The sequence below is a fragment of the Mycobacterium sp. E183 genome (assembly GCF_001667735.1).
Classification (GTDB): domain Bacteria; phylum Actinomycetota; class Actinomycetes; order Mycobacteriales; family Mycobacteriaceae; genus Mycobacterium.
In genome coordinates this window covers 1-1685 of sequence record NZ_LZJN01000018.1, presented here as the reverse complement: position 1 = coordinate 1685, position 1685 = coordinate 1, and the positions used below count along the sequence as shown (strand labels likewise).

General features: G+C 69.0%; 1 protein-coding gene. It reads left to right on the top strand.

The features are described from left to right. Positions 1–1685, top strand: a 1685-nt coding sequence (locus A5691_RS02045) for a condensation domain-containing protein (protein WP_231981045.1), incomplete at both ends; no start/stop codon positions are given.

The window sequence follows — 1685 nt, the reverse complement described above, 5'->3', positions numbered from 1 at the left end:
TGGCCGGCATCTATGCCCAGGTGCTGGGCGTGGAACGGGTCGGCATCGACGACTCCTTCTTCGACCTGGGCGGGGACTCGCTGTCGGCCATGCGTTTGGTGGCGGCGATCAATACCGGCCTCGACACGCTCCTCGGGGTGCGAACGTTGTTCGAGGCGCCGACGATTCGGCAATTGGCGCCGCATGTCCGTGCGGGTGAGGGCCGGCCGGCCCGAATAGTCACCGGTGCGCGGCCGGCGGTGATTCCGTTGTCATTCGCGCAGAGCCGGTTGTGGTTCACCGATCAGTTGCAGGGACCATCACCGGTTTACAACCTGTCCGCGGCGATGCAGTTGGACGGACGCCTCGATGTCGACGCGCTCGGGGCGGCGCTGGCCGACGTGGTGGCCCGGCACGAAAGTTTGCGCACGGTGTTCGTCGCGCCGGAGGGGACACCCCAGCAGGTGGTCATCCCCGCGGAGCGGGCCGACTTCGGCTGGCGGGTGGTCGACGCCGAAGGGTGGCCGGCGAACCGCCTCCAGGGTGCCATCGAGGCGACGGCACGGCACACCTTTGATCTGGCCACCGAAATCCCGCTGCGCGCAGCCCTTTTCCGGGTCACCGCCGACCGTCACGTGTTGGTCGCCGTCGCCCACCACGTCGCCGCCGATGGGTGGTCACTGGTGCCGTTGGCGCGCGACCTCGGAGTCGCCTATGCCGGCCGGCGCGCGGGCAAGGCGCCCGATTGGGCGCCACTTGCGGTGCAGTATGTCGATTACGCGCTGTGGCAGCAGTCCCTGCTGGGCGAACTGGATGAACCCGACAGCCCCATCGCCGCGCAGCTTCGGTATTGGCAGCACGCTCTGGCCGACCTGCCCGAGCATCTCGCCCTACCCACCGACCGGCCCTACCCCCCGGTGGCCGACTACCGGGGTTCCACCGTCGCCGTGGAATGGCCGGCGCAGTTGCAGCGACGGGTGCGCGAGGTGGCTCGCGAACACAACGCGACGAGCTTTATGGTGCTCCAGGCCGCGCTGGCGGTGCTCCTCGCCAAGGTCAGCGCGACTTCGGATGTGGCGGTGGGCTTTCCGGTCGCGGGTCGGCAAGACCCCGCGCTGGACGAGCTGGTCGGCTTCTTCGTCAACACCTTGGTGCTCAGGGTCGATCTGGCCCGGAACCCCACGCTCGCAGAGGTGTTGGCCCAGGTGCGGCAGCGCAGCCTCGCCGCCTACGAGCATCAAGACGTGCCCTTCGAGATGCTGGTGGAACGGCTGAACCCCACGCGCAGCCTCACCCATCACCCCCTGGTGCAGGTCATGTTGACCTGGCAGAACGACGGCCCCGCCGAGCTCACCCTGGGCGAGGCGCACGCCACTGCGCTGCCATTGGACACGCACACGGCCCGAATGGATCTCGTGTTCTCGTTGGCCGAACGCTGGACCGAAGACGCGCAGCCCGCCGGCATCGGCGGTGCGGTGGAGTTCCGCACCGACGTGTTCGACACCGAGACCATCGAGACCTTGGTCGACCGCCTGCAGACGGTGCTGGTCGCGTTGACGACCGACGCGACCCTTCGGCTCTCGGCGATCGACCTGCTCGACGACGCAGAGCGCGCCCGCCTGGGTGCCATCGGCAACCGGGCGGTGTTGGCCGAGCCGTGGGTGCCGGTGTCGATTCCGGCGTTGTTCGGCGCGCAGGTGGTGCGT